The organism is Mesorhizobium sp. WSM2240 (assembly GCF_040438645.1).
Classification (GTDB): Bacteria; Pseudomonadota; Alphaproteobacteria; order Rhizobiales; family Rhizobiaceae; genus Allomesorhizobium.
On record NZ_CP159253.1, the window covers coordinates 2,598,530 to 2,620,387 of the forward strand.

Sequence of the window (21,858 nt, forward strand, 5' to 3'; positions counted from 1 at the left end):
AAATCGTCGCAGAACCGGGAAATTGCTGGTCATCGCCACGGCCTGCGACTATGCGTCTCGTCATGGAGAAGAGTTCCGACAGCCCGGCCGAGCACATTGACGGCCCCGTCGCCGTGGTCATTGTGGCGGCGGGCCGGGGCGAGCGCGCCGGCCAGTCCGACGGCCCCAAACAGTACCGGAGTATTGGCGGGCGCACCGTCATCGCACGCACGCTCGACGCCTTCCTCGCGCATCCCGATATCGGTCCGATCGTGGTGGCTGTCCATGCCGACGACGAGGCGCTGTTTCGCGCAGCCGCCGGCGAAGCGGGCGAACGGGTCATGGTGGTGCATGGCGGCGCGACGCGGCAGGATTCGACGCGCCTCGGCCTGCTCGCCCTGCAGGAAAAATCGCCGGGCGCGGTGCTGATCCATGACGGCGCGCGGCCTTTCGTCGACACCGAGACCATCGACCGCGTCATCCTAGCCATCGACGCCGGCCATGGCGCGGTGCCGGCTCTGCCGGTTTCCGACACGCTGAAGAAGGAAGCCCCGGACGGCACGGTGTCCGAAACCGTGCCGCGCGCCGGCCTTCATGCCGCGCAGACGCCGCAGGGCTTTCCCTTCGGCCCGATCTTCGCCGCCCACCAGAAGGCTTTTGAGGCGGGCGTCGCCGATTTCACCGACGATGCGGCGATCGCCGAATCGGCCGGCATTCCGGTTCGCATCGTTCCCGGTTCCCCCGACAATCTGAAGCTCACCTGGGCCAGGGACATTGCTATGGCCGATCAGCGCCTCACCGGATCCAGAAGCGTCTTTCCCGATGTCCGCACCGGCAACGGCTACGACGTGCATTCCTTCGAACCGGGAAACAGCGTGACGCTGTGCGGTATCGCAATCCCGCATCACCAGAAGCTTTCGGGCCATTCCGACGCCGATGTCGGCCTGCACGCGCTGACAGACGCGCTTCTGGCCACTTGCGGCGCCGGCGACATAGGCACGCACTTTCCACCCTCCGATCCGCAATGGAAGGGCGCGGCCTCGCGAATCTTCGTCGAACACGCCGCAATGATCGTGCGCGCCAAGCGTGGGCGCATCGCCAATGCCGACATCACGCTGATTTGCGAGTCGCCCCGCATCGGCCCCCATCGGGAAGCCATGACGGAGGCGCTCGCGACAATGCTCGGCATCGACCGGTCACGGATTTCGGTGAAGGCCACGACCAACGAGAAACTCGGCTTCATCGGCCGCGAGGAAGGTATTGCGGCGATCGCGACGGCGACCGTCGCCTATCCTGGGGAACTGCCCGAATGAGCACTACGGAGCCCCTCGCCCGCGCCGTGCTCGACGCCTGCACGCAGCGCGGCATTATGCTCGCCACCGCCGAAAGCTGCACCGGCGGCATGATCGCCGCCGCGCTCACCGACATCGCCGGGTCGTCAGCGGTGGTCGACCGCGGCTTCGTCACCTATTCCAACGCCGCCAAGATGGAGATGCTGGGCGTGTCCGTCGTCACCCTCGACGTCTACGGGGCTGTGTCCGCGGAAACGGCGCTCGAAATGGCCGTCGGCGCGATCGCAAGCTCGCGGGCGGGCATCGCCCTTTCGGTGACCGGCATTGCCGGGCCAGACGGCGGCTCGGCGGATAAACCCGTCGGGCTGGTATGGTTCGGGCTCGCGATGAAGGGCGCCGAGCCGAGAACCGCGCAGCGAACCTTCGAAAATCGCGGCCGCGATTTCATCCGGCGCGAATCTGTGCGGACAGCGTTGGAGATGGCGCTGAAGGCGCTTCAGAAAGCGCCTCGCTAGGCTGCTGCATGCCCGTAAATCGCGTCGGCGCGCCGCTCGAAGGCCTCGGAGAACGTGTGGAACGCGCGATCGAACATCGCGCCCATCATCGCGCCGAGTATCCGGCTCTTGAACTCGTAATCGATCGAGAAGACCACGTTGGAGTGGCCGCTGCCGGCCGGCTCGAAGCGCCAGATATTGGTGAGATAGCGGAACGGCCCGTCGACATATTTCACTTCGATGACGTTATCGTCCGGCTTCAAATGCACCTGGCTGGTGAAAGTCTCGCGGATTGCCTTGTAGCCAACCGTCATGTCGGCGAGCAGCATAGTGCGGCCGTCGCGCTCCCGGCGCGAGCGCACCGAAAGCGCTTCGCAGAGCGGCAGAAACTCCGGATATTTTTCCACGTCGGCAACCAGCGCGAACATCTCGTCCGGAGTATGGTCCACCCGTCTGGTTGTTTCGAATTTCGGCATGAATCTGGGTAGTTACGCGGATTTGCTCAGGAAAGCTTCGCGCGCGGCGCGAAGTTTTGCGAAGTCGTCCCCGGCATGGTGCGAGGAGCGGGTCAGCGGGCTCGATGCGACCAGCAGGAAGCCTTTCGACTTGCCGATCGTCTCGTAGGATTTGAACTCTTCCGGCGTGACGAATTTCTTCACCGGATGGTGCTTTTTCGTCGGCTGGAGATATTGGCCGATCGTCATGAAGTCGACATCGGCCGAGCGGAGATCGTCCATCAACTGCAGGATTTCGTTCCGCTCTTCGCCAAGCCCCACCATGATGCCGGATTTGGTGAAGATCGACGGATCAAGCTCCTTGACCCGTTGCAGCAGTCTGATCGAGTGAAAGTAGCGCGCGCCGGGCCGCACCGTCAGGTAGTTTGACGGCACCGTTTCGAGATTGTGGTTGAACACGTCCGGCTTGGCCGCCACGACGATCTCCAGTGCGCCATCCTTGCGCAAAAAGTCCGGCGTCAGGATCTCGATCGTCGTCTGCGGCGTCGCGGCGCGGATAGCGTGGATGACGTCGGCAAAATGCTGCGCGCCGCCATCGTCGAGATCGTCGCGGTCGACCGAGGTGATGACGACGTGGCTGAGGCCCATTTGCTTCACTGCCTTGGCGACGCTGTCCGGCTCGTTCAGGTCGAGCGCCGTCGGTCGCCCCGTTGAGACGTTGCAGAAGGCGCAGGCGCGGGTGCAGATCTCGCCCATGATCATGAAGGTGGCGTGCTTCTTTTCCCAGCACTCGCCGATATTCGGGCAGCCGGCCTCCTCGCAGACAGTCACCAGCTTGTGCGACTTCACGATCTCGCGCGTTTCGGCATAGCCTTTGGAGGTCGGCGCCTTGACCCGGATCCAGTCCGGCTTGCGCAGCACCTCCTGGTCCGGCCGGTGCGCCTTTTCAGGGTGCCTCAGGCGCGGCGCGCTGGAAATCGTGTCGAGTACGGTGACCATTTCTTCAGTTCACTCCGCTCGCCTTTGCGCGCCCGAAAATCCACAGCAACAGAACCGCGCCGGCGACAGCCACGATCAGGTTTCCGAGGAAGCCCTGGTATTGGATGTTGAGCAGCCCTGCGAGCGTGCCTCCGACGAAGGAGCCGGCAATGCCGACCAGTATGTTGGTAAGCAGCCCGTGGTTGCGGCTCATCGCCTTTTCGGCGACGTAGCCGGCAAGAAAGCCGATCAGAAGCATGCCGAAAAAGCCGACGCCCGGCATGCCCATTATACCGACGCTCTGTTCCATCATCCGCTCCTGTGCCGCTCAGCCAGAACCCGCATATATGTCAGATCGACCTGCCGAAACAGCCCTGCCGCCGGCAGGCTGTCATGCGTTCAGCGCGCGGCCGTAGGCGTCGAGCACGCTTTCCTTCATCATTTCCGACAGTGTCGGGTGCGGGAAGATCGAGTGCATCAGCTCTTCCTCGGTGGTTTCGAGGTTCATCGCCACGACGAAACCCTGGATGAGTTCGGTGACTTCGGCGCCCACCATATGCGCTCCCAGAAGCTGCCCCGTCTTCTTGTCGAATATGGTCTTCACCATGCCCTGGTCCTCGCCGAGCGCGATCGCTTTGCCGTTGGCGACGAAGGGAAAGCGGCCGACGCGAATGTCGCGGCCCTCGGCCTTTGCCTTAGCTTCCGTCAAGCCGACCGATGCGACCTGAGGATTGCAGTAGGTGCAGCCCGGGATCTTCAGCTTGTCCATCGGGTGGACGTTCGGCAGGCCGGCGATCTTTTCGACGCAGATCACCGCCTCGTGCTCGGCCTTGTGGGCGAGCATGGGCGGACCGGCGACGTCGCCGATGGCGTAAAGTCCTGGCACATTGGTCTTGCAGTAGTCGTCGATGAGCACCGTGCCGCGGTCGATCTTGACGCCCAGCGCCTCCAGCCCGAGATTTTCGACATTGCCCTGCACGCCTACCGCTGAAATCAGCCGGTCGGCGGTGATTTTTTCCACCTTGCCATCCTTCATCTCGACATGGGCGGTGATCGAATTCGCCCCCTTCTCGACCTTGGTGACCTTGGCCTCGAGGATGATCTTCATGCCCTGCTTTTCGAACTGCTTCTTGGCGAAAGCGGAGATTTCCGCGTCCTCGACCGGCATCACGGCCGGCAGCAGTTCGACAACCGTCACCTCCACGCCCATCGTGCGGTAGAAGGAGGCGAACTCGATGCCGATCGCGCCCGACCCCATCACCAGCAGCGATTTCGGCATTTCGGGCGGCACCATCGCCTCGAAATAGGTCCAGATCAGCTTGCCGTCCGGCTCAATGCCGGGCAGCGCGCGCGGCCTCGCGCCGGTCGCCAGGATGATGTGCTTTGCAGTGTAGGTGCCCTCGCCCTTGGTGTTCTTGGGCAGCGGCGCCTGCGGCTCCATCGGCTTTTTCGACGATTTCCCCACGACGATCTCGTTGGGCTTGGTGAGTTTCGCCTCGCCCCAGATCACGTCGACCTTATTTTTCTTCATCAGGAAGCCGACGCCGCCATTCATGCGCTGCGCAATCCCGCGCGAGCGGTCGACGATCGCCTTCAGGTCCGGCGTAACCTTGCCCTCGATCTTGAGGCCGTAATTCTTCGCATGCTCGGCATAGTGGAAGATCTCGGCCGAGCGCAGCAGCGCCTTGGTCGGGATGCAGCCCCAGTTGGAGCATATGCCGGCCAGATGCTCGCGCTCGACGATCGCGGTCTTGAGGCCGAGTTGCGCCGCGCGGATTGCCGCTACATAGCCGCCGGGACCCGAACCGATGATGATGACGTCGTAGGTCTCGGCCATGGCTCTCTCCTGAAAAATCAAATTGCGAGCATCACGCGCACCACGGGCGCGAGCGCTTCGCCAATCCTGCGCGTGTTCTCGGCGTCGAGATGCACGCCGTCGAGCGGCGTGGTTTCGGCGACGGAACCCGCATCGAAAAAGCCGCAGCCGACTTCGTCGGCCAATGCGGCATACATGCCGGCCAGTTCGCGGGAGGCGGCGTCGCCGCCGGCGAACATGCCGGAAAATTCGGCGTTGTCAGTGCGGCTGACCGGCGGCGGCGAAACGAGCAGGATCTCGGGCGCTTCCGCATCGAGCGGATAGGCGTGGCCGCGCACGATATTCACCAGCCTGCCCATGCCCTGCTTGGCCGCCAGCGGATTGCCGTGGATCCAGGGCTTCATGTCGTTCGAACCGAGCATGATGATGATCACGTCGATCGGCGAATGCGTGCCGAGCAGTGTCGGCAGCGTCCGCGCGCCGTTGCGATCCTCTCCGGCGACATTGTCGTCGAAGGCAGTGGTGCGGCCGTTCAGCCCCTCGGCGATGACCTGCACGCCCGCTCTGAGTTCCGCCTGCAGCACGCTCGGCCAGCGGTCTTCCAGCGGATGGCGGCCGGGACCGACCGCGTTGTAGCCCCATGTGAGCGAATCGCCGTAGCAGAGGACGGTTTTCATGGATGCGCCTTTTCGACTTTCCCGTCGCGCCAACACCCTCCCCGCAAGGGGGAGGGTTTTGCGCCGAGCGTGCTCAAACCAGCATTCCCATCGGGTTCTCGATGTGGCGCTTGAAGGCGCCGAGAAGTTCGGCCCCGAGCGCGCCGTCGACAGCGCGGTGGTCGGTCGACAGCGTCACAGACATCATCGTCGCGATCTTGATCTCGCCGTTCCTGACCACCGCCCGCTCCTCGCCCGCGCCGACCGCCAGGATCGTCGCGTGCGGCGGGTTGATGACGGCGGCAAAATCCTTGATGCCGAACATGCCGAGATTGGAGACGGCCGTGGTGCCGCCCTGATATTCCTCCGGCTTCAGCTTTTTGTTGCGGGCCCTTGCCGCCATGTCCTTCATCTCGTTGGAGATGACCGACAGCGTCTTTTCGTCGGCCTTGCGCACGATCGGCGTGATCAGGCCGCCGGGGATCGAGACGGCGACGCCGACATCGGCATGTCTGTGCTGGACCATGGCGCTCTCCGTCCACGAGACGTTGGCGGTCGGCACGTCGCGCAGCGCCAGCGCCATCGCCTTGATGATCAGGTCGTTGACCGACAGCTTGTAGGCCGGGACCTCGCCCTTGTCGGTCTTCTTGACCGGGGCTGCGGCGTTCAGCTGCGACCGCAGCGCCAGGAGCGCGTCGAGTTCGCAGTCGAGCGTCAGATAAAAATGCGGGATGGTCGACTTCGCCTCGACCAGCCGGCGGGCGATGGTTTTGCGCATATTGTCGTGCGGGACGAGTTCGTAGGAGCCCTCGGCGAAGAGCTTCAGCACCTGCTCGTCGGACATGGCCTTTACTGCCGGAGCAGCAGCGGGCGCTGCGCCCGGAGCCGCCTTCTCCGCAGGCGCCCCCTTGGCCGCGCCGCCGGCGATCGCGGCTTCCACGTCGGCCTTCACCACACGGCCATGCGGACCGGAACCGGAGATGGCGGAAACGTCGATGCCCGCATCCCCCGCGATGCGCCGCGCGAGCGGCGACGCGAAGGTGCGGGAACCGTCGCCGGAAGGCGCTGTCTGCGCCGCCGGCTTGGATGCAGGCTCGGGCTGCGCAGCGCCATTACCGCCCTTCGCTTCGGGCTTCTTCGGGGCCTCCTCCTTAGGCGCAGCCTCTTCTTTTGGCGCTTCCCTGGTGGCTTCCGCCTTCGGCGTCTCTGCCTTGGGAGCATCACCGCCGCCCTTTGCCGCCACGCTCGCATCCTCGCCTTCCGCGGCCAGGATGGCGATCAGCGCATTCACCTTGACGCCTTCCGTTCCGGCCGGCACGACCAGCTTGGCGACAGTGCCCTCATCGACCGCCTCGACCTCCATCGTCGCCTTGTCGGTCTCGATCTCGGCTATCACGTCACCCGGCGCGACCTTATCTCCCTCCTTGACCAGCCATTTGGCGAGATTGCCCTCTTCCATGGTGGGCGAGAGAGCCGGCATGGTGATGTTGATCGGCATGGCGCATCTCCCCCTAGGACCTGTACGTTACGGCTTTCACCGCCGCGACCACCTCACCGACATTCGGCAGTGCCAGCTTTTCGAGATTGGCGGCGTAAGGCATCGGCACGTCCTTGCCGGCAATGGTGATGACCGGCGCGTCGAGATGGTCGAAGGCGCGCTGCGACACCTGGTTGGCGATGAAATCGCCGACCGAGGATTGCGGGAACCCTTCCTCCACCACCACGAGCCGGTTGGTCTTCTTGACCGAGGCAATGACGGCGTCGAGATCCATCGGCCTGATGGTCCGCAGATCGATGATTTCGACGTCGATGCCCATGCCGCGCAGTTCGGCCTCGGCCTTGACTGCATAAGTCATGCCGATGCCCCAGGAGACGAGGGTGACATCCCTGCCCTGCTTGTGAATGCGCGCCTTGCCGATCGGCAGGACAAAATCGTCGAGCTTCGGCACGTCGAAGGACTGGCCGTACAGGATCTCGTTCTCGAGGAAGATGACCGGGTTGGGGTCGCGGATCGCGGCCTTGAGCAGCCCCTTCGCGTCGGCCGCCGTATAGGGCATCACCACTTTCAGGCCCGGCACATGGCTGTACCATGCGGCATAATCCTGGCTGTGCTGCGCTGCCACGCGCGCCGCCGCCCCGTTCGGACCGCGAAATACGATCGGCGCGCCCATCTGGCCGCCCGACATATAGAGCGTCTTGGCCGCCGAATTGATGATCTGGTCCATCGCCTGCATGGCGAAGTTGAAGGTCATGAACTCGACGATCGGCTTCAGCCCGGCCATCGCGGCGCCCACGCCGACGCCGGCAAAGCCGTGCTCGGTGATCGGCGTGTCGACGACGCGCCTTTCGCCGAATTCCTGTAGCAGGCCCTGCGTGATCTTGTAGGCGCCCTGGTACTCGGCGACCTCCTCGCCCATGATGAAGACATCGGGGTCGCGCCGCATTTCTTCGGCCATAGCGTCGCGAAGCGCCTCGCGCACCGTGGTCGACACCATTTCGGTCCCGGCCGGAATGTCCGGGTCGGCGGCGATCTCGGCCTTGGGCGCGGCGGGAATTTTGGCTGCGTCCTTGTCCGCGCTCGGCTCTTGCGAGGGCTCGCGCGCCTTGCCGCCCGCCTGACCGTCGGCCTGCTTCGGCGTGTCCGAGTCGGTCGCCTTTGCCTTCGGCGCGCTCGGCGCCTCGCCGACCTGGCCGACATCCTCGCCATCGGCCGCCAGGACGGCGATCGGCGTGTTGACCTTGACGCCCTCGGTGCCCGCCGCGATCAGGATCTTCGCCAGCGTGCCTTCATCGACGGCTTCGACTTCCATCGTCGCCTTGTCGGTCTCGATCTCGGCGATGACATCGCCGGCGACTACCTTGTCACCCTCGTTCTTCAGCCATTTCGAGACATTGCCCTCTTCCATCGTCGGCGAGAGCGCGGGCATGAGAATTTCGATCGGCATTTTCGCGCCCTCCCTCAGAGTACGATATCGGTCCAGAGCTCGGAAACGTCCGGCTCGGGATCGGTCTGCGCGAATTCGGCGGCGTCGGCGACGATGTCGCGAACCTCCTTGTCGATCGCCTTCAATTCGTCCTCGCTCGCCCACTTCTTGTCGATGAGCCGCGCCTTGACCTGCTCGATCGGGTCCTGCTCGGCGCGCATCTTCTGCACCTCCTCCTTGGACCGGTATTTGGCGGGATCGGACATTGAGTGGCCGCGATACCGGTAGGTCTGCATTTCCAGGATGATCGGCCCGTTGCCGGCGCGGCACCATTCGGTCGCCATGTCGCCGGCGGATTTGACCGCGCGCACATCCATGCCGTTCACCTGGATGCCGGGAATGCGGAACGACAGGCCGCGATGCGAAAAGTCGGTCTCGGCCGAAGAGCGCACGACCGACGTGCCCATCGCGTAGCGGTTGTTCTCGATGACATAGATCACCGGCAGCTTCCACAGCGAGGCCATGTTGAAGCTCTCATAGACCTGGCCTTGGTTGGCGGCGCCGTCGCCGAAATAGGTCACGGAGACGTTGTTGTTGTCACGATAGCGATTGGCGAAGGCCAGCCCGGTCCCGAGCGACACCTGCGCACCGACGATTCCGTGGCCGCCGTAAAAGTGCTTTTCCTTGGAAAACATGTGCATCGACCCGCCCTTGCCCTTGGACAGGCCGCCGCGGCGTCCGGTCAGCTCGGCCATGACGCCGCGCGGCGACAGGTCCATCGCCAGCATGTGGCCGTGGTCGCGATAGGCGGTGATCATCTGGTCGCCGTCGATCATCGCCATCTTCAGGCCGGTGACGACGGCTTCCTGACCGATATAGAGGTGACAGAAGCCGCCGATGAAGCCCATGCCGTAAAGCTGGCCCGCCTTCTCCTCGAAGCGCCTGATCAGGAGCATGCCGCGATAGGCGGAGAGTTCCTGTTCCTTGCTGAATTCGGCGGGTTTGGGCGCGACTGGCGCGGATGAGGATTTCGCGTCCGCTTTCGATTTAGCAGACGCTTTTCTGGCGGCTACGGCCATGCATCACTCCCTGTTTATGTCTCTTGGCGGACATCAAGGGAGACGCTCACCTCCCTGTGCAGGACAAAAAGCTAGCATGCGACAATCAATTCGGCCATGCGGAAAAATGCATGGCTGTCATGCGCCTAAGGGCTTCATTTTGTTGAAGATATCAGAGGTTAACCAGTGGCAAGTTAATTATACCGGCGCGATGGCCGCATGATTGTGATCTCGTCCTCATGCGACAGGTTGAGCGCCTTGCGGGCCTGTTCGTCCAGCATGTCCTTTTCCAAGGTGCCGTCATGTAGCAGCTGGACCCGCCTTTCCAGTTCGATGCGCCGCGCCCGGATTTCGCCGAGATTGCCCTCCAGCTCCGCCACACGGGCCTCGAGCTGGTATTTGGAATAGATGCCGTACTCGCCATGATAGGCGTGGAAGCCGAAATAGGACAGAAAAACCGCCGAAATCGCAGGCACGATGAGGCGGCCGGTGTTCCTCTGTCTGTGCTGGCGTGTCCACATGGCAAAATCCCTTCCGCTCCTTTCTGCCGCCATCATGCTTAATGCGTGGTTACAGGCGGACAGATTTTTGCGGCCGGAACGAAAACGGGCGCCCCCGCCCGCAGAACGCAGCTTGGGGAAAGCCTCACCCCTTCAAGATCGATCGTCCGGCATAGCGGGCCTGCTTGCCGAGTTCTTCCTCGATGCGCATCAGCTGGTTGTACTTCGCCGTGCGGTCGGAGCGGGCGAGCGAGCCGGTTTTGATCTGGCCGCAATTTGTCGCGACGGCGAGATCTGCGATGGTCGAATCCTCGGTCTCGCCCGAGCGGTGCGACATGACGGCGGTGTAGCTCGCCTTGTGAGCGGTTTCGACCGCGTCGAGCGTTTCGGTCAGTGAGCCGATCTGGTTGACCTTGACCAGGATCGAATTGGCGACACCCATGCGGATGCCGTCGCGCAGCCGCGCCGTGTTGGTGACGAAGAGATCGTCGCCGACCAGCTGCACCTTGTCGCCGCACAGATCGGTCAAATGCTTCCAGCCGTCCCAATCGTCCTCGGCCATGCCGTCCTCGATCGAGATGATGGGATAATCGGCGGCGAGCTTCGCCAGATATTTCGCCTGGGCCTTCGGGTCGCGCGTCTTGCGCTCGCCTTCATAGACGTAATTGCCGTCCTTGAAGAATTCGGTCGCGGCGCAATCGAGACCGATCGCCACCTCTTCGCCGGGCTTGTAGCCGGCCGCCTCGATCGATCCCATGACGAAGTCGAGCACAGCCTGGGCATTCTTGAGGTTGGGAGCAAAACCGCCTTCGTCGCCGACATTGGTGTTGTGGCCGGCGTCCTTCAGCCGCTTTTTGAGCGTGTGGAAGATTTCCGAGCCCCAGCGCACGGCGTCACGCAGGCTCGGAGCGCCGACCGGCAGGATCATGAATTCCTGGAAGTCAATCGGATTGTCGGCATGCGCGCCGCCATTGACGATGTTCATCATCGGAACCGGCAGCACGCGGGCGTTGGGGCCGCCGAGATAGCGGTAGAGCGGTAGGCCGGAGGCCTCGCTTGCCGCCTTGGCGACGGCCAGCGACACCCCGAGGATGGCATTGGCGCCGAGGCGGCTCTTGTTGGCGGTGCCGTCGAGATCGATCATGGTCTGGTCGATATGCGCCTGGCTCTCGGCCTCCATGCCGCCAATCGCCTCGAATATCTCGCCGTTGACCGCTTCGACGGCGCGCTCGACACCCTTGCCGAGATAGCGCGGGCCGCCGTCGCGAAGCTCGACCGCCTCATGCGCACCCGTCGACGCGCCTGAAGGGACCGCCGCGCGGCCCATGGAGCCGTCCTCCAGCACCACGTCGACCTCGACGGTCGGATTGCCGCGGCTGTCGAGAATTTCACGGCCGATAATGTCGACGATTGCGGTCATGCGAAAAGTCCCCTCGGTATCTGCAAAAAGGTCGCGCCCGTCTTAGCGAAAGACGCCGAAAAGGCAATGCGAATGAATTGCAGCCCGGCGGCAACGCACCGATAGATTGCGTTACGAATTTTCATCAACGAATGCGCGCAGCCACGCTGCAAATCGGTTAAGGCTGTCCTTGCGCGGGGCGAAACAGAGGAGGTTTCGCCATGTCGGAGTTCGGTGGACTGCTCAGTGTGCTCGTTGTTCTGGCGGCGTTGTTTGCGTCATGCCAGGAACAGGCGCCCCAGGAGAAAACCACATTGCCCATGCTACAGATCGCCGACTAGTGCGGCGATCAGCCTACCTTCAGATTAGGGTTTTGAGGTTCTGGTCCGTCGGAATCGGTATTGCGCCGCTCCGCCTTCCCTCTTGACTCATACATATCTCGGCGGTTATGGGTTGATCCATAGCCAGCGAGTTATCGATCCCAATGCCGAACGCTCACGATATGCTCTTCAGAACCCTCGCCGATCCGACTCGGCGGGCTATCTTCGAGGGATTGTGCCGCGAAGGAGAGCAGACCGTCAGGGCTCTGACGGCTCGGGCCGGGGTCTCGCAACCGGCCGTCTCGAAGCATCTCGGGATCCTGAAGCAGGCTGGGCTGGTTCGCGACCGCCACGAGGGTCGCCAAACGCACTACAGCGCGCAACTCCGGGCCCTGGCCCCGCTGATCGACTGGGCAAGTGAGATGGCCGGCTTTTGGGAAACCCGGTTCAACGACCTCGAAGACCTACTCAAAAGGATGGACCAATGACCAACACCGCGACCGAAACGCGCTCCGTCGTTGTCGAGCGGGAAATCCCTCATCCGCCGGAGAAGATCTGGCGCGCGCTTACCCAACCACACCTGATCGAGGAGTGGCTCATGAAGAACGATTTCAGGCCTGCCGTTGGCCACCGTTTCAATCTCCGCGGAGACTGGGGCGGCGTGCTGGACTGCGAGGTTCTCGCCGTCGAGCCGAACAGGACGCTGTCTTACACCTGGGATTTTGCGCACGAGGATGCGGCCTATAATCTGAAAAGTGTGGTGACCTTCACCCTCACCCCAACGAGCACGGGGACCCGTCTGCGCATGGAACAAGCGGGCTTCCGGCCGGATCAGAAGCAGGCCTATGGGGGCGCCAAGGTGGGATGGCAGCAGTTCTTCGCGAAGCTGGAGCAGGTTTTGGCGCGGACGGACTGAAGTCTGCCGCGTTGCGCTTCGGCTTTTCTGCAGAGGAGATCATAATGAACTGGAACATGTGGGTTCGGCAGATTCACCGCTGGCTGTCGATCATTTTCACGGCGGTCGTCGCCGCCATCTTCGGCGCCCTGGGACTGGGTGAGGAGCCCGCGGAGTGGGTGTACTTCCTGCCGCTGCTCCCTCTCGCCTTGCTCCTGCTCACTGGCCTGTACATGTTCGTGCTGCCGTATGCCGCCAGGTGGCGCAGCGAGCGACATATCGGCGAAGAGGCGTGAACACATGGCCAAGATGTCCGAGAAATCGGCGAAAGCGGCAAAGAACCCCGCAGCGAAGCCGGCCGGGACAAAGCCCGTTCTCCTCTCGGGCGGCAATCCTCAAATCGCGAAGGGTTACGGCGACGCCCCCGTGCAGGCCTATATCGCGGCCATGCCGGAATGGAAGAGCGACGTCGGCCGCCGTTTGGACGAGATCATCGTGCGCACCGTTCCCGGCGTGCGCAAGGCGGTCAAATGGAACTCGCCTTTTTATGGCATCGAGGACGATCTCTGGTTCCTCAGCTTCCATTGCTTCACGAACTACGTGAAGGTGACCTTCTTCCGCGGCGCGTCGCTCACTCCTGTCCCGCCCGGCACGTCCAAGTACGAGGAGGTGCGCTATCTCGACATCTACCAGGACCAACTCGACGAAGCGCAGTTCGCCGATTGGGTGAAGCAAGCCAGCCAACTGCCCGGCGAAAAGCTGTAAGCTCTCAGTCCGGAGCGTGCCCCTTGAGCGGAAAAATCTGCCGCCACGGCCTTGCCTCGTCGACAACGCGCGCGATTGACGGGCGAGCGAGCAAACGCGCCCGATAGTCCCGAAGCGCCTGGTGAGATTCGGGGATCGGGTACCCCAATGAGCGTAGAAGGGCGCCGCCGCCGCCGCGCAATCGGCGATGCTGAAGGCGTCATTCGCCGCCCATTCGCGCCCAGTCATCCAACGGTTCAGCCACGGCATAGCTCTTGTCCAGCGTCGCCTTCGCCTCGGCGTCCGCATACGGGTCCCGTTTGTCCTCGTCGCGTAAAGCGCTGAGGACCATCCTTGTCAGCGGCGCCTGGACATAATCGTCAAAAATTCCGTCCATCTGGCGCGCCTCGATGGCGGCTCGCCGATCGGCAGGAACGATCGGCGGCGCATCGCCGTGATGAAGGTCGAGATATTCGATGATCGCCGCCGATGCTTCAGGACAGTGAGGGATTGATCGTGGCCGAAGGTGGATCGGAATCAACTGGGCAGCAAAACCATTCGCGCATGCCGAAGGGAAATGCAGTCGACTGTTCGAAAATCCGGACCGACAACGGGAGGTCCATTCAGTTTCCTATCTCGCTCCTTAAGCTGTTCGGCAGCCCGGACAACGATTTCCTCGACGGCGGGGCGGGAAACGATCAGATGTACGGCGGCGCCGGCGACGACACCTATGTCGTAGGCGCGGCCGGCGACCAGACGATCGAGCTTGCCGGAGAAGGTACCGACACGGTTCGCTCCTTCATCAACTGGACGCTGGCGGCCAATGTCAAGCGGCTGGAACTTCAAGGTTCATCAAAGCTCAACGGCATCGGCAATGCGCTGAACAACACGCTGGTCGGCTATTCCGGCAACAACGAACTCAGCGGCGGCGACGGCAACGATCGCCTGATCGGCGGCGCCGGCAACCAAGCGTTCTCGTTCATCGGTACGGCGGGCTTTTCGGGGGTCGCTGGCCAACTCCGCTATTCGAATTTCAGCGGGAACGTGATCATCTACGCTGATGTGAACGGCGACTCCGCGGCCGACATGCAGATTCTGGTCGCCGGCACCACCTTCATGGCGGGAACCGACTTCATTGTCTGAGCCTGTGCCGGGAAGACCATTTGGACAGAGCTCATCCTCGCCAAAGGCATCGACTCGGAACTGCCCTCAGTCGCGTTCGTCATCGCCGCGCTCGCCCTGCATCAGCAGCCTGACGAGTTCAGCCTGACGGCGCACTCCGGTCTTTTGGAAGATGTGGCTGAGATGCGCCCTGACCGTTGTGGCCGCGATGCCGAGCCGGGCAGCGGAAGCGTCGCGCCCGTCGCCCTTGAGTATCTCCAGCGCGACTTCGGCCTCCGCCGAAGTGAGCCCGAACCGGCAGCGCAAGTTCTCCTTTCGTGCGCGCTTGCCTCGTTCAGGATCGGTGATCATGAGGATTGCCACCGGCCGCGCGGCGCCAAGCCAGGCCGTCCCGATCTGCGCAGCGTCCGCTCGAAACGGCGCGACGACAACGCGCACAGGTCTGCGCCCTTCCACACGCGGGATTTCCATACTTCCGCCGGGTTCGCCGTTGGCTGTCGTGATGTCCGCGCACCTCGCGATCAGCTGGCGCAGAACCTGGTTCGCGCGGTTACTGCAAGCGCCGATGCCTTCTCGATCGATGCCCACGCCGTCATTGCCGGCGAGGATCGCTTCTGCGGTCTGGTTGGCGAACAGAATTCTCGCCGCCGCATCGACCAGGATCACGCCGGCGTCCAACCGATCGAGAGCCGCGCTGGCGCCTGTCGTGCGTAAATCGGCAGCAGCCAACCGGCGGGCCACATGCAGTGCGGTCACGAGATGCGGGACCAGCACCTGCATCGCAGCGACATCCTGCGCCTCGAAGTTCTCGTGCCCCAGGCAACGGCCGGTGGTCAAATAGACGTTGCATGCATGTGAGCGAAGCGGTGCGACCGCCAGGCCGTAAAAGCTCCCGATCGGTCGAACAGCCTCATTGTAGAAAACCGAGCGTATAAACTCGCGGTCCGGGACCATCGCCGAAGTCGTGGTTACGATGCCCGCAGGGAGAGAAAATATCCAAGCCGGGCTGGCCGGTCGGCGATGGTCGAAGCAGATTGAAAAAGCCAAGGTCTGTAGAACAGACGCAGAGCAAATGGAGCTAGATGATGGTAACGCGAATTTCGACTACGGTCCGGGCATTCGCGCGGACCTGGTATCACGAAGACCTCTACGTCGGCAAAAACGTGACCGTCGGCTCGACCGATACCGTCGCGATCCTTGCGCCCGGTTCGTTTCACACCGCCATCGTCGATGGCGCAATCGTTGGTGATTTGAGCGGTCTTTTCCTCGGTAGTTCCGCAGAACGAGCAGTAATCAAAAGCTGTATGTGAGCGCCGGTGCATCCATTATCGGCTTCGTGTTTCAGGGGCTGTCGTGTTCGGCACAGCTCCATCGTCGAGAACGCGGGCAGGATATACGGCGCAGATTACGGTCTGGAGATGTTGGGGCGTAAACAGCGACACGCAGTCGACCGTCACCAATTCCGGCACAATCGAAGGCGGGATATATGGCTTAACCCGTTTCGCATCAGCCGCCACCGAGACTCTCGAGGTCGTCAACATCGGCGTGATCAAGCAGGCGCATTTCATCGTACATCATCGTCAGTTCGAGCCGCTCGTCCTCGCTGAGCCCGTCGTGATCGAGCGAGGCGACGAAGAGGTAGGGCCGTGTTTTTCGAGCGCCGCCGCGAGAGCCTCTGCTTCTTCCCGCGTCGTCTCAGGCGTCGGAGCCAGACCGAAGAGCTTGCCGAGCCGTCCGGAACATGCCGCCTTCGAAGCGAACGCGGAGCCAGCCGTCCGGAGCCAGCGGGCAATACGGCGAGCGCTGCGGGAACGAGTTTCATTGGACCGTCTCCTTGGCGAAACGCCGCTTCACGCGGCGACCTCGAACCATTAGATGGCGATTTCCAGAAAGGTTCCCGTAAATCGCTATCGGGAGCGGCCCGCGTCGCGCGAGCCGAATTGCCACGCAAAACCAAAAGTTGACATCGACGATTAAGAATATTATAGACCCTCAACCGATATTTGCTTGTCTGACTTTTGTTTATCTGCGCATCTGATGCGCCCTTGACGAACCTCTCCCTTCATCAAAAATCGAGACAAACATCTGTTGTGCATTCGCGCGGCGGTAAACTAATATTTCTATGGAAAGGGTTCATCATGAGCACCGGCACAGTTAAATGGTTCAACTCCACAAAAGCTTTCGGCTTTATTCAACCTGATGATGGCGGCCAGGATGTATTCGTCCACATCTCGGCTGTCGAGCGCGCTGGAATGCGCGATATCGCGGAAGGCCAGAAGCTCGGCTACGAGATGGTGCGCGACGCGAAGTCGGGCAAAATGTCGGCCGACCAGCTTACAACCGCATAAATCGGGCATTCGCCTCACCGATGACCACGGATGTACTGGCATTGTCGAGAGGTGCATGTCACAGGAAGGCCGGGCATTTGCCTGGCCTTCCTCTTTTTTACGGATTGTCATCAACGTGACCGCGAATTCGAAGAAATCCCGTGACCAGGCCGAAACGTCTTTCAGCAAGACACAGACGCAATCTATGGCGCTTAACCGGATCATTTCGGAACACGACGCCGTCAGCCAGGCTCGCGAAGAAAAAACCGCGCGCCTGAGAGAACTGCGCCTTGAGAAGGAAGCAGAGGCGCTTGCCAAAGAGCCTGCTCCAAAACGCAAGGCAAAACGCTGATAGCGAGGCGGGCGGTTTTGATGTCGATGGCCGCGGATTCCACCATCGCCGACGTCTTGCAGACGCTCGACAATCTGGTGGAATCGCATCCTCGAGAAACTGGAGCGCTGCCGGCGTGCCCATGGCGATGCCCAGGTGCGGATCGGCGTCCGCGGCCGGGTCGAATGCCCAAACTATCTGATCGAATATATAATTCACGATCCCAAGGCCGACCGGACGTCGGCCTATCCAGACGCCGCCTATAGCGGCAGCACGCATCGCGAACTCGCTCCCAGACACATCGAAGAGACCACAAACTGGTCGCCCGAGGAGATGAACATTACGGCCGTATCAGCGCTGATCGGCCGCCTCCGCAACCCGCGCGATTGATCGTTTGGACCAGATCATGGCCATAAAGTTTGCCACGGATGACACCAAGGGACTCCCGCCATATCCGTATCCCCGGCCAAGACCGCCGTGGCAGCCGGCGTGGAATTGTCAGGCAGGGAAGGCTCGGTGGGCGCAACAGACGAAACTCCCACTTCTTCGGGAATCGGTGCGGACCTGTTCAGCGCCGAACCCGCGCCGCCACGCAAACGGCGTAAGAAGTAGCGCCTTTCCCATGGCGGGATTTCTCCCGGGCCTGCTTTCTCGACGCCCTTCACCGAACCTCTCTCCAGCGAAAGCTTCGACTGCAATGCTTGCGGCGCGTGCTGCTCCCACTCGTCGGCATGGCCGCGGTTTTCCACCGAGGCCGATTCCCAACTTGACCGCATTCCCGCCGAGCAGGTTGCCCGCGACGAAAGCGGCATGCGCTGCGACGGCGCGCGCTGTTCGGCGCTTATCGGCAAGATCGGCAAATCGACGTCGTGTTCCATCTATGAGATCCGCCCAGACGTCTGCCGCGGCCTGCGTTCCCGGCGGCGGCGACTGCCTTATCGCGCGCCTAAACTTCTTGAAGGCAAGGTCCGCCGTTGCCACTTAAGGTTTAGCTACAAAACCCCTGCCTCTTCCGTCTGGACTGCGCGGTAAGCTCAGTCATCCCCGAAATCACAAAAAGAGCCCGCAAACCCTTTTGAACTAGCGGGCCAGTTAGGCAGCAGCGACCGGCGCCGCGTGCCGGTTTTGAGGCTGTCCACGTCGACGCCGCCGAAAATCTGAATGAGATCGTCGAGGTAGTAGTTATGTACCTTTTTGCAGCAGGTGCATGGCGCTTCGCGACTCCATCCTTGGCGGCTTCGCCCACGGCTCCGATCTCATCGATCTTGCGACCATCGACGCAAATACGCTTGTCGCCGGCAATCAGGCGTTTTCCTTCATCGGCAGCGCGGCGTTCTCCGGGGTGGCGGGCCAGCTTCGCTATACCAATTACAGCGGCAACGTGATCATCGACGCCGATGTGAACGGCGACTCCGTGGCCGATATGTAGATCCTGGTCGCCGGCACGAGCTTTATGGCGGGGACGGACTTCATTGTGTAATGGTGTCCAGCAACCTCAGGGCGGATATCGTGCGGCCCGAGCGGCGCATCGTCGTCGGCTTCCCCGACGACAGCCAGCGGAACGACGTACATGACAGGGACAGATTTCATCGTGTAGTCTCGCTCCGGGCGTGATCGAGACAGCGACTTCGGGAAGTTCGTCTGAAGCAAGCGATATTTCGGCTCATGCCCCTGCAAATGACGAAACGGGAGGACATCGTCATGGCTTCAGTCACACCGGCAATCTGGAGTCGCTCGGTCGCTTGAACACGAGCGACATCACCCTTGACGGCAATGGACAATACAGCGCCGAGGTGATCGCACTGGCGGGCGGCGGCTTCGTCGTCGCCTGGGAAGATCATACGAACACGCATTCGTTTGGCCTCGGGCCGAATGACATCGCTGGCCAGCGCTTCGACTCGATTGGAGATGCGGCCGGCACGGAGTTCCACGTTAGCGTGAACTACGCTGACCTGAACCAGCAATCGGTTGCACTTGCACGCCACGTCGGATGGAGGCTTCATCGCTGCGTATCAGAGCGAGGATGCGGCGGTTCTGAATGACGGCGAGAACATTGACGTATCGATCTTCGACCCTAGCGGCTCCTACACGCCGGCAAGGTTTCACGCCCGTCGCCACGGTGAACGATACCGCGCCTTCGATCGCCACCTTCGCCGGTGGCTACATTCTGGCCTACGAGACCGATGCGTCGGGAACCCGGGACATCGGCTATCACATCGTGACGTCGCCCTTTTCCTTTCCCGACCAGCCCCCTCCCATCATCAGCATTGGTGCAATCGAGGGCGACCAGATCGATCCGCAGATCGTGATCATTGCGGATCACGCGACCCATCCCGTCTTCGCGATCGTGTTCCAGGACGGGTCAAGCGGCGCGATCGCCGGCACCACCTTCATGTCGGGGACAGATTTCATTCTCTGAGCCTGTGCCGGCAGTTCGCCCGGAGGCGTGTTCGATCATGTTTCCAAAGATATCGGGCTGTCCGAAATTCTTGCCTGCGCTGGTGACCTGACGAGATAATCGGGTCATCGCGCCAGCGCCGGTAGCGCCAAAGAAGCGGTCAAAACGTCAGGCCAGTGCCGAAGACCTCGATTGCGTAGAAGTAAAGTTCGGCGTCGAGCGCTCTCTTGATATTGGCGGCTTGGCGAAATCCGTGTTGCTCGCCGGAAAACAGGAGGTAGCCGACCGGCGTGCCACGGCTACGCAGCGCATCAACCATTGCTTCAGTCTGGTTCGGCGGCACGACGGCGTCCTCGTCGCCCTGAAAGAAGATCACGGGTTTTGATAGCCGCTCGGCATGAAACAGCGGCGAGCGCTCGCGGTAGAGCTCCTCTTCCTCGGGATAGGTTCCGATCAGCCAGTCCATGTAGCGCGATTCGAACTTGTGCGTGTCGCGCGCCAGCGCCGCCGCGTCGCTGACGCCGTAATGGCTCGCTCCTCCCTGGAAGAAATCGCGAAACGCAAGAGCAGCGAGCGTGGTGTAGCCGCCGGCGCTGCCGCCTGTGATCACAATGCGCTTCGGATCGACGAGCCCCCGCTCGATCAGGAATTTTGCTCCGTTTATGCAATCGTCGACATCGACGACGCCCCAATTGCGGTGCAGGCGGTCGCGGTAGGCGCGGCCAAAACCGGTGCTCCCGCCATAGTTCACGTCCAGCACCGCGATGCCGCGGCTGGTCCAATAGTGGGTGCCGAGATTGAGCGTGCTCGACGCGGCTGACGTTGGGCCACCGTGAACTTTGACGAGAAGCGGCGGCTTTTCGCCTGCCGGACCTGCATGATCGGGATTGTGTGGGCCATAATAAAGGCCGAACGCGGTATTCCCGCCGGTAGTGGGAAATTCCACAGCCTCGACCGAAGCGAGATGGCCGGCGATGCCCAGATCCGGCTGGTCGAGAAGATCGGTCGCTTTCTTGAGAATCCGGGGCTGGCCAGTTCCCAGGTCGAACTCGACCACGCTCGCGGGAAGAGACGGGGCTCCGGCAATGGCCACGACCCGCTCGCGGTCGGCCCGAACGGAGGCGAATTGCGTGAAGGGCGTTTCGATCTTCAGCAATCTATCCGTCGCAAGATCGACCACCCCAAGCTTCCAGAGCCCCGCTTCCGAATAGGTGCAGACGATCCTGTCGGGGCCGGCAAACGCATAGGTGGACATGCCGAAAACCCATTGCGGCGCCCCGAACTCGGCCGCCATCGGCAGGATCGGCCGCGACGCGCGCGTCGCAAGCTCGAAGCGGTAGAGGTTCCACCAGTCGGAGCGGTCGGACACGAAGATGATGGCCTTGCCGTCGGGCGACCACTCGGGTTGAAAGATCGATTCGTCCGGACCGCCTGCGACGACCTCCGGCTCGCCGGCGATAGCGCCGGCATCGTCCAGTTCGGCGAGATAGAGAGTGGTGCCGTTCCACGGCATGTTGGGATGGTCCCAGGCCAGCCAGATGAGCCGGCGCCCATCCGGAGAAAGCCGTGGCGACGAAAAGAAGTCATGCCCGCCAACGAGAATGATTCCGGGCTCCGCGCCCCTGCCCGCGAGGTCCACGGCGACGATCGCATTGACCGGCTCGCCGCCGGCCGTGTGATCCTCGCGCACGCCGATCCAGCGGTTGCGGCCCCGGTCGATGACGCCGTCGGCAAACCGCCAGCCACCCAACTGTCTGGAGGGTTCGGGCGTCAGGGGCTGGGGTTCGAGACCTTCAAGTCGGTACAGCCGGCCATCGGCAAAGTTGGAGAAGTACAGAATTCCGTCATCCACTAGCCAGGCGCCGCCGCCATATTCGTGAACCCGCGTGCGGACGTTGAAAGGCGCGGGCGCAACGTCGACATCGTCTCCGCCCCCAACGCCGGCGCGCACCACGACGGAGCGGCCGCGCTCCTGCGGTCGTCCTTCCAGCCAATAGATCGTATCGTTGTCGAGACGAACTTCCGAGAGCCCTATAGCCTGCGCGACAATGAGATCGGAGGTGATCGGCGATTTCCAGGCGCCGTAAGACGCCGTCTTCGGTGCTGTGGTCGGCATGGCTGGTCATCCTTTGTCGATGCTGCCATGTTTTACGTCCGGACGCCGGGGCGA

General features: G+C 62.4%; 27 protein-coding genes and 1 pseudogene. 15 read left to right on the forward strand and 13 right to left on the reverse strand.

Annotated elements, in window-relative coordinates:
* Nucleotides 1-62: 62 nt before the first annotated feature.
* Nucleotides 63-1,292, forward strand: coding sequence for a bifunctional 2-C-methyl-D-erythritol 4-phosphate cytidylyltransferase/2-C-methyl-D-erythritol 2,4-cyclodiphosphate synthase (locus ABVK50_RS12670; RefSeq protein ID WP_353641226.1), 1,230 nt, complete (start codon nucleotides 63-65; stop codon nucleotides 1,290-1,292).
* Nucleotides 1,289-1,786 (forward strand): CinA family protein, encoded by a 498-nt coding sequence (locus ABVK50_RS12675; protein ID WP_353641225.1) that lies wholly within the window; start codon nucleotides 1,289-1,291, stop codon nucleotides 1,784-1,786. The genes ABVK50_RS12670 and ABVK50_RS12675 overlap by 4 nt, the downstream gene beginning before the upstream one ends.
* Here the strand turns inward: ABVK50_RS12675 and ABVK50_RS12680 are convergent.
* The 10 genes from ABVK50_RS12680 to eno all read right to left on the reverse strand — a co-directional run bounded on the left by ABVK50_RS12680 (nucleotide 1,783) and on the right by eno (nucleotide 11,572).
* Complete coding sequence (locus ABVK50_RS12680; protein ID WP_353641224.1) at nucleotides 1,783-2,241, reverse strand: type II toxin-antitoxin system RatA family toxin; 459 nt, start codon at nucleotides 2,239-2,241, stop codon at nucleotides 1,783-1,785. The genes ABVK50_RS12675 and ABVK50_RS12680 overlap by 4 nt on opposite strands.
* 12 nt (nucleotides 2,242-2,253) lie before the next feature.
* Complete coding sequence (gene lipA, locus ABVK50_RS12685; protein ID WP_353641223.1) at nucleotides 2,254-3,219, reverse strand: lipoyl synthase; 966 nt, start codon at nucleotides 3,217-3,219, stop codon at nucleotides 2,254-2,256.
* A 4-nt stretch (nucleotides 3,220-3,223) separates the two neighbouring features.
* A complete protein-coding gene (locus tag ABVK50_RS12690; RefSeq protein WP_353641222.1) occupies nucleotides 3,224-3,508 on the reverse strand; it encodes a GlsB/YeaQ/YmgE family stress response membrane protein in 285 nt (94 codons plus the stop codon).
* Between the two features lie 81 nt (nucleotides 3,509-3,589).
* On the reverse strand, nucleotides 3,590-5,035 hold the full coding sequence (gene lpdA / locus ABVK50_RS12695) for a dihydrolipoyl dehydrogenase (RefSeq protein WP_353641221.1): 1,446 nt from the start codon (nucleotides 5,033-5,035) through the stop codon (nucleotides 3,590-3,592).
* Nucleotides 5,036-5,052: 17 nt separating this feature from the next.
* Nucleotides 5,053-5,691 carry an SGNH/GDSL hydrolase family protein gene (locus ABVK50_RS12700; RefSeq protein ID WP_353641220.1) on the reverse strand — a complete coding sequence of 213 codons (639 nt, stop codon included), beginning with the start codon at nucleotides 5,689-5,691 and terminating at the stop codon, nucleotides 5,053-5,055.
* A 73-nt stretch (nucleotides 5,692-5,764) separates the two neighbouring features.
* Complete coding sequence (locus ABVK50_RS12705; protein ID WP_353641219.1) at nucleotides 5,765-7,168, reverse strand: pyruvate dehydrogenase complex dihydrolipoamide acetyltransferase; 1,404 nt, start codon at nucleotides 7,166-7,168, stop codon at nucleotides 5,765-5,767.
* Nucleotides 7,169-7,181: 13 nt separating this feature from the next.
* Nucleotides 7,182-8,615, reverse strand: coding sequence for a pyruvate dehydrogenase complex E1 component subunit beta (locus ABVK50_RS12710; protein ID WP_353641218.1), 1,434 nt, complete (start codon nucleotides 8,613-8,615; stop codon nucleotides 7,182-7,184).
* A gap of 14 nt (nucleotides 8,616-8,629) precedes the next feature.
* Nucleotides 8,630-9,673 carry a pyruvate dehydrogenase (acetyl-transferring) E1 component subunit alpha gene (pdhA, locus tag ABVK50_RS12715; RefSeq protein WP_353641217.1) on the reverse strand — a complete coding sequence of 348 codons (1,044 nt, stop codon included), beginning with the start codon at nucleotides 9,671-9,673 and terminating at the stop codon, nucleotides 8,630-8,632.
* 173 nt (nucleotides 9,674-9,846) lie between these two features.
* Nucleotides 9,847-10,173 (reverse strand): septum formation initiator family protein, encoded by a 327-nt coding sequence (locus ABVK50_RS12720; RefSeq protein ID WP_353641216.1) that lies wholly within the window; start codon nucleotides 10,171-10,173, stop codon nucleotides 9,847-9,849.
* A 124-nt stretch (nucleotides 10,174-10,297) separates the two neighbouring features.
* Entirely contained in the window at nucleotides 10,298-11,572 is a 1,275-nt protein-coding gene (eno, locus tag ABVK50_RS12725; protein ID WP_353641215.1) for a phosphopyruvate hydratase, read from the reverse strand.
* A gap of 463 nt (nucleotides 11,573-12,035) precedes the next feature.
* Here eno and ABVK50_RS12730 point away from each other — a divergent pair, with 463 nt between their 5' ends.
* The 4 genes from ABVK50_RS12730 to ABVK50_RS12745 are packed head-to-tail and all read left to right on the forward strand — an operon-like array spanning nucleotide 12,036 to nucleotide 13,531.
* Nucleotides 12,036-12,359, forward strand: coding sequence for a metalloregulator ArsR/SmtB family transcription factor (locus ABVK50_RS12730; protein ID WP_353641214.1), 324 nt, complete (start codon nucleotides 12,036-12,038; stop codon nucleotides 12,357-12,359).
* A complete protein-coding gene (locus tag ABVK50_RS12735; protein ID WP_353641213.1) occupies nucleotides 12,356-12,787 on the forward strand; it encodes an SRPBCC domain-containing protein in 432 nt (143 codons plus the stop codon). The genes ABVK50_RS12730 and ABVK50_RS12735 overlap by 4 nt, the downstream gene beginning before the upstream one ends.
* 44 nt (nucleotides 12,788-12,831) lie before the next feature.
* Nucleotides 12,832-13,062 carry a hypothetical protein gene (locus ABVK50_RS12740; RefSeq protein WP_353641212.1) on the forward strand — a complete coding sequence of 77 codons (231 nt, stop codon included), beginning with the start codon at nucleotides 12,832-12,834 and terminating at the stop codon, nucleotides 13,060-13,062.
* A gap of 13 nt (nucleotides 13,063-13,075) precedes the next feature.
* Nucleotides 13,076-13,531, forward strand: coding sequence for a DUF1801 domain-containing protein (locus tag ABVK50_RS12745; protein WP_353645949.1), 456 nt, complete (start codon nucleotides 13,076-13,078; stop codon nucleotides 13,529-13,531).
* Between the two features lie 199 nt (nucleotides 13,532-13,730).
* Here the strand turns inward: ABVK50_RS12745 and ABVK50_RS12750 are convergent, their stop codons facing one another.
* Nucleotides 13,731-13,907: a hypothetical protein gene (locus ABVK50_RS12750; RefSeq protein ID WP_353641211.1), complete on the reverse strand. Its 177-nt coding sequence runs from the start codon at nucleotides 13,905-13,907 to the stop codon at nucleotides 13,731-13,733.
* Nucleotides 13,908-14,074: 167 nt separating this feature from the next.
* On the opposite strand from ABVK50_RS12750, the gene ABVK50_RS12755 reads away from it, so the two are divergent.
* On the forward strand, nucleotides 14,075-14,653 hold the full coding sequence (locus ABVK50_RS12755; RefSeq protein WP_353641210.1) for a calcium-binding protein: 579 nt from the start codon (nucleotides 14,075-14,077) through the stop codon (nucleotides 14,651-14,653).
* 66 nt (nucleotides 14,654-14,719) lie between these two features.
* On the opposite strand, the gene ABVK50_RS12760 is transcribed toward ABVK50_RS12755, so the two are convergent.
* Nucleotides 14,720-15,469: a helix-turn-helix transcriptional regulator gene (locus tag ABVK50_RS12760; RefSeq protein ID WP_353641209.1), complete on the reverse strand. Its 750-nt coding sequence runs from the start codon at nucleotides 15,467-15,469 to the stop codon at nucleotides 14,720-14,722.
* Nucleotides 15,470-15,717: 248 nt separating this feature from the next.
* On the opposite strand from ABVK50_RS12760, the gene ABVK50_RS12765 reads away from it, so the two are divergent.
* From ABVK50_RS12765 to ABVK50_RS12800, 8 genes and pseudogenes are all read left to right on the forward strand, one after another.
* Nucleotides 15,718-15,942: a hypothetical protein gene (locus ABVK50_RS12765; RefSeq protein ID WP_353641208.1), complete on the forward strand. Its 225-nt coding sequence runs from the start codon at nucleotides 15,718-15,720 to the stop codon at nucleotides 15,940-15,942.
* An 828-nt stretch (nucleotides 15,943-16,770) separates the two neighbouring features.
* Nucleotides 16,771-16,980: a cold-shock protein gene (locus tag ABVK50_RS12770; RefSeq protein WP_353641207.1), complete on the forward strand. Its 210-nt coding sequence runs from the start codon at nucleotides 16,771-16,773 to the stop codon at nucleotides 16,978-16,980.
* Nucleotides 16,981-17,095: 115 nt separating this feature from the next.
* Nucleotides 17,096-17,311, forward strand: coding sequence for a hypothetical protein (locus ABVK50_RS12775; protein WP_353645948.1), 216 nt, complete (start codon nucleotides 17,096-17,098; stop codon nucleotides 17,309-17,311).
* A gap of 135 nt (nucleotides 17,312-17,446) precedes the next feature.
* Entirely contained in the window at nucleotides 17,447-17,680 is a 234-nt protein-coding gene (locus ABVK50_RS12780) for a hypothetical protein (RefSeq protein ID WP_353641206.1), read from the forward strand.
* A 240-nt stretch (nucleotides 17,681-17,920) separates the two neighbouring features.
* Nucleotides 17,921-18,275 (forward strand): annotated as a pseudogene (locus tag ABVK50_RS12785) (YkgJ family cysteine cluster protein).
* A 222-nt stretch (nucleotides 18,276-18,497) separates the two neighbouring features.
* On the forward strand, nucleotides 18,498-18,719 hold the full coding sequence (locus ABVK50_RS12790; RefSeq protein WP_353641205.1) for a hypothetical protein: 222 nt from the start codon (nucleotides 18,498-18,500) through the stop codon (nucleotides 18,717-18,719).
* A 313-nt stretch (nucleotides 18,720-19,032) separates the two neighbouring features.
* Nucleotides 19,033-19,332 (forward strand): hypothetical protein, encoded by a 300-nt coding sequence (locus ABVK50_RS12795; RefSeq protein ID WP_353647035.1) that lies wholly within the window; start codon nucleotides 19,033-19,035, stop codon nucleotides 19,330-19,332.
* Between the two features lie 11 nt (nucleotides 19,333-19,343).
* Nucleotides 19,344-19,709 (forward strand): hypothetical protein, encoded by a 366-nt coding sequence (locus tag ABVK50_RS12800; protein ID WP_353641203.1) that lies wholly within the window; start codon nucleotides 19,344-19,346, stop codon nucleotides 19,707-19,709.
* 139 nt (nucleotides 19,710-19,848) lie between these two features.
* On the opposite strand, the gene ABVK50_RS12805 is transcribed toward ABVK50_RS12800, so the two are convergent.
* The gene (locus tag ABVK50_RS12805; RefSeq protein WP_353641202.1) at nucleotides 19,849-21,804 is read right to left on the reverse strand and encodes a S9 family peptidase; all 1,956 of its coding nucleotides are present in this window, start codon (nucleotides 21,802-21,804) and stop codon (nucleotides 19,849-19,851) included.
* Nucleotides 21,805-21,858: the final 54 nt, after the last annotated feature.